Origin of the sequence: Sulfurimonas sp. (assembly GCF_032250635.1) — a bacterium.
Lineage (GTDB): Bacteria > Campylobacterota > Campylobacteria > Campylobacterales > Sulfurimonadaceae > Sulfurimonas.
Window position 1 is genome coordinate 1 of sequence record NZ_JAVVFL010000199.1, and the last position, 3,961, is coordinate 3,961.

8 protein-coding genes are annotated in these 3,961 nt (G+C 38.7%); 1 reads left to right on the top strand and 7 read right to left on the bottom strand.

Going from position 1 to position 3,961, the window contains the following annotated elements:
• The coding region (locus RQ763_RS10400; protein ID WP_409932384.1) for a type II toxin-antitoxin system RelE family toxin at positions 1-157 on the top strand (157 nt) is incomplete at its 5' end.
• Positions 158-159: 2 nt separating this feature from the next.
• Here RQ763_RS10400 and rpoN read toward each other — a convergent pair.
• From rpoN to RQ763_RS10435, 7 genes are all read right to left on the bottom strand, one after another.
• Positions 160-1,377: an RNA polymerase factor sigma-54 gene (gene rpoN / locus RQ763_RS10405; RefSeq protein WP_314152876.1), complete on the bottom strand. Its 1,218-nt coding sequence runs from the start codon at positions 1,375-1,377 to the stop codon at positions 160-162.
• 65 nt (positions 1,378-1,442) lie between these two features.
• Positions 1,443-1,739 carry a 2Fe-2S iron-sulfur cluster-binding protein gene (locus RQ763_RS10410; RefSeq protein WP_314152877.1) on the bottom strand — a complete coding sequence of 99 codons (297 nt, stop codon included), beginning with the start codon at positions 1,737-1,739 and terminating at the stop codon, positions 1,443-1,445.
• A gap of 126 nt (positions 1,740-1,865) precedes the next feature.
• The gene (locus tag RQ763_RS10415) at positions 1,866-2,270 is read right to left on the bottom strand and encodes a nitrogen fixation protein NifZ (protein WP_314152878.1); all 405 of its coding nucleotides are present in this window, start codon (positions 2,268-2,270) and stop codon (positions 1,866-1,868) included.
• Positions 2,260-2,601, bottom strand: a complete 342-nt coding sequence (locus RQ763_RS10420) for a nitrogenase-stabilizing/protective protein NifW (RefSeq protein WP_314152879.1) — start codon at positions 2,599-2,601, stop codon at positions 2,260-2,262. The genes RQ763_RS10415 and RQ763_RS10420 overlap by 11 nt, the downstream gene beginning before the upstream one ends.
• Positions 2,602-2,612: 11 nt before the next feature.
• Complete coding sequence (locus RQ763_RS10425) at positions 2,613-3,014, bottom strand: P-II family nitrogen regulator (protein WP_314152880.1); 402 nt, start codon at positions 3,012-3,014, stop codon at positions 2,613-2,615.
• 1 nt (position 3,015) lies between these two features.
• On the bottom strand, positions 3,016-3,537 hold the full coding sequence (locus tag RQ763_RS10430) for a flavodoxin domain-containing protein (protein ID WP_314152881.1): 522 nt from the start codon (positions 3,535-3,537) through the stop codon (positions 3,016-3,018).
• Between the two features lie 10 nt (positions 3,538-3,547).
• On the bottom strand, positions 3,548-3,961 hold a 414-nt coding region (locus tag RQ763_RS10435), incomplete at its 5' end, for a NifX-associated nitrogen fixation protein (RefSeq protein ID WP_314152882.1).

Below are 3,961 nucleotides of genomic sequence, written 5' to 3' on the forward strand. Positions count from 1 at the left end.
TTCCTTGGGTATTTGTTATTTTACCAGATTGACACAGAATTTTGAACGGTCTCAGTTTAGAAAACGGGCAGGTAATTACCGCATTATCTATTTAAAAGAAAACAACCTTCTAGTTATCTCTGTAATTAGAATTGCACACAGAAAAGAAGTCTACTAACTCTAGTCCCTCACTTTATAAACCTTTTTTCTCTCTTTGGATGAAGGTACATGTAGAAGTTTTCTATACTTTGTGATCGTTCTTCTTACCATCTCCATATCGTATCTTTTCATGACCAGATCTACTAAGTCCTGATCGGTGAGAGGCTCATCGTGGTTCTCATTTTCTATAAGATTTTGGATGTAGTTTTTTATCTCAGAAGAAGAGAGATTGCTTGAGACCGCATTTGTAAAAAATGATTTGAGTGAAAAAATCCCTCTGTCGCATTTTATGTATTTGTTTGAAACAGCCCTGCTGATGGTGGACTCTTCAAAACCTATCTCGCTTGCTACTTGTGCCATCGTCATTGGCTTTAGCTCACTTCCTATAAAAAAGCCCATCTGTTTTTCAACAATCAAAAGTACAAGTTTGTAGAGTGTCGATTTTCTCAAATCAAGCAGATTTACCAAGTCTCTCGCCTCTTTTAGTTTATGTCTGAGCTCGTCATTTTTACTCTTAAACGGGTCGGTAATAATAAGGTCAGGATAGTAACTGTGATTCATTATCACCGAGATGTCATCATCCACTTTTACAAAAAAATCAGGAATGATGTATTCGTTATCTTCCTGAAAATCAATTGCAGGAGGTGATTTGAACTTTTTGATGATCTCGGTCGCCTCTTCAAAGCGGTGGTGCTTATGATACTTGTCTATATTTTTCAGATTGCATATTATTTTTTGGACAAACCTGTTAAGCTCTTCATCTACGGGAATCTGCGAGAGCTGAAACATAAAAGACTCTATCAAGTCCAGCGCTCCGACTCCGCACGGGTCTAGAAATGCAAAACGCTGCCTGATGCTCTCTACGAACTCTTTTGTCGTGTTGCACTTTATAGCGATCTCTTCAATATCGCCTTCAAAATAACCGTCGGTATTAATGTACATCAATATCTCTTTGGCAACTTTTTGTGAATTTGGAGTAGGAAAAAGAGGCGCTTCTATCTGGTCTAAAACCTTCTCTTGCAGCGACTCAGGCTGTGAGCTCATATTTTCAATAAAACCGCTGCTTGAGTAGTTTGATTCAAAAGATGATCTGTATTCCAAAAACGGATTGTCATAACTATGCTCTTTGAAAATAGTTTCCAAATCTTGTATAGGTGCTTGTAAAAGGGGTAGCCATAACCTTAGTGAAAGTTGTAAATTCTGCTTCTGGGAGGTGTATAGATTTATTGCATTTGCCATATTAAATTGTACAAAAACACATCAATGTTTAAGTACAATTTACTGTATAACTTTTATACAGATTTTTAGTATTTCAGTCTTACCAAACCGCTTGGTTTAGCGATTTTCATCTGGCATGACAATCTTGAATTTGGAGTACAGGTTCCTGAACATATCTCTTTAAGAACTTTTACTTCTTTATCTGTCTTAGGAGTTAAAAACTCCATGCCCGATTCAACCTCAACAACACATGTACCACACTCACCGTCACGGCATCCAAATGGAAGCGCACTTCCGCTCGCCTCTACGATATCTTGGATAGTACTACCCTCTTTTACATTGATTGCTAAAAAATCATTTACGATCTCAACTCTTGTTGTCATATTGTCTCCTTGTGTTAAGTTTAATTTATTTTGACATTAACGATTTGGCTCTTTTATGGAGCCTTGCGCACCTTTTACGAGAGTTTGACACTCGAAGTTAATCGAAATTCCATTCTCCTTTTCGTATTAAGATTGCTTCTTGGCTTTTTGGCTCATCTTTTCTCTATGAGCCTCCATAGCTTGACGGTTTAGCTCTTCTTCGCTTTGGTACTCATCTTCCATGGACTCAAGCTCATGCTCTCTACAACCTATAATTTCCAACTCCATGCCTGCACCGAAGAAATGCACTTCATAAACTCTTATTACCTGTAAAAACTCACCCATATGCCTGATATAGCCTATGCTGCCACGCGGCATAATAAGCGTTCCTATCTTGGCATGCGGATATGTCCCGTCATTTACAATATCTTCTAAGAGTTTTACCTTTTCTCCGATGGCAAACTTCGGCTCTTCCTCATCTCTTCCTGAACGACTCGCTGTAACAGTGTCGTAAAGTTTGACATTTGGGTCAAATACATGATTAGCAGCCACAACTATTCCCCGGTGTCGGCGTACAACTCATGCAACCGCTCAATTTTCCGTCTTTGAACATACTCCAAACATCAGCCGCACTCGGAGCATGTCCATTTTTGTAATCACCGTAAACTTTCATGAGCGAAAACTTTAAAAAATCAAGCAGTCTTTCACCGTCTCCCTGAAAATTATCCATTCCTGTTTTTATCAGCGAGCCATACTCTTTTAGCATGTGAAATCGTTTGACATTAACCAGTTTCTCATCATACTCAAGACCAAAAAATTCAAAATAATCTTCAGCGTCAGTCAGTTCATAAAACTCGTCTAATGACTTTGTTAGCGTATTCATATTTTGTTCCTTTAACTACACGGAGTATCAGTTATGGTTGTTACTATGCTGTTTGTGTTTTTTATCTTTTTATTGACCTGAGTTGTGAGTGCCTCTACGTCTTTTTCTCCTGTTCGGATTCTCTCTACACCAAGCACGTCAAGCCACCAGATTTTTCCCGCCCCGCGACCTAAATCGTGAGCATTAGTTCGTATGCACTCCATAGCTATGAGTCTGTTTTCCTCATCAGAGACAACGATTTCAAGTTTTACTTTTGCCACTAGGTCAGTAGGAAAATTATCTGCTTCTTTGAGTCCATAAGAGCCTTTTCCAATTACATCCGTAACCGTAACACCTTCGATATTATTAGCAAAAAGGTCTTCCAATACATTTTTTAAGTCATGTTGATTAATGACTGCCGCTACTAAATACATGTTATTCTCCTAATTCAGATCTGAGTACTTCTACCCAGTTTTCTACTCTTTTTTTAGTTTTGCCTGCTTCATTGTGCTGATCAATTCCCAGCCCGCAAAACTTGCCATCTACCTCGGCAAGTGAATGCTCATACTCATAATCATCTTTTGGGATCAGACCTATTGGCGTTGCACCTGCATTCGTAAAAGTCTTATAGAGCTTTCCAAGCGCGCTGCAAAAGTGCTCACCGTGTTTTTTACAATCACCCGCTCCAAAAAATGCAACAGTTTTACCGCTAAAATCTATGCCCTCAGACTCGATCTCTAAAAGCGGGTCAACCCAGCTAAAATGAACATCGCCCTGTCCCCAAGTTGAACTTCCTAAAAACAGAACATCATAATCAAGGAGCTGCTCAACATCATCAAAATCATCTTCCATATTGACAACATCATCTTCATCTATCTCAAACTCTTTTACCAAGGCCTTTGCGACCTTCATAGATGTTCCGCCTGCAGTTCCTACAAAAACTCCTATTTTAGACATTATTTACCTCCTATTTTTTATATTCGTCATAAATTTTTAAAGCGTTATCCAGCATCTTTTCACCTTCGCTTATTAGATCTTCATAAGTTCTAAAAGAGAATCTGTGCGCATCTTTGAAAAATTTGTTCAGTATGACTATCTTATCAGCTATAACTACCGCTCTTCCGAAGCCCTCGTGACTCATCTCCATAACAACCGAACACATGATTCCGGTCTTTTTTTCAAAGGCGAGTGCGATTGCCTGATAGACAAGTCTTATGTCTTGTATCTGCATCTCATCAATGTCTGCAATTACGGGAATGTTTTTCAAATCATCTTTTGTTTTGACATATTTCTCACTCAAAACATCTTCGTTAGTTCTGTTTGTCCATGTTCCAAACTGATCAAGCGCTCTTACTTGACCTATCAAGGTGCTGATAAATAG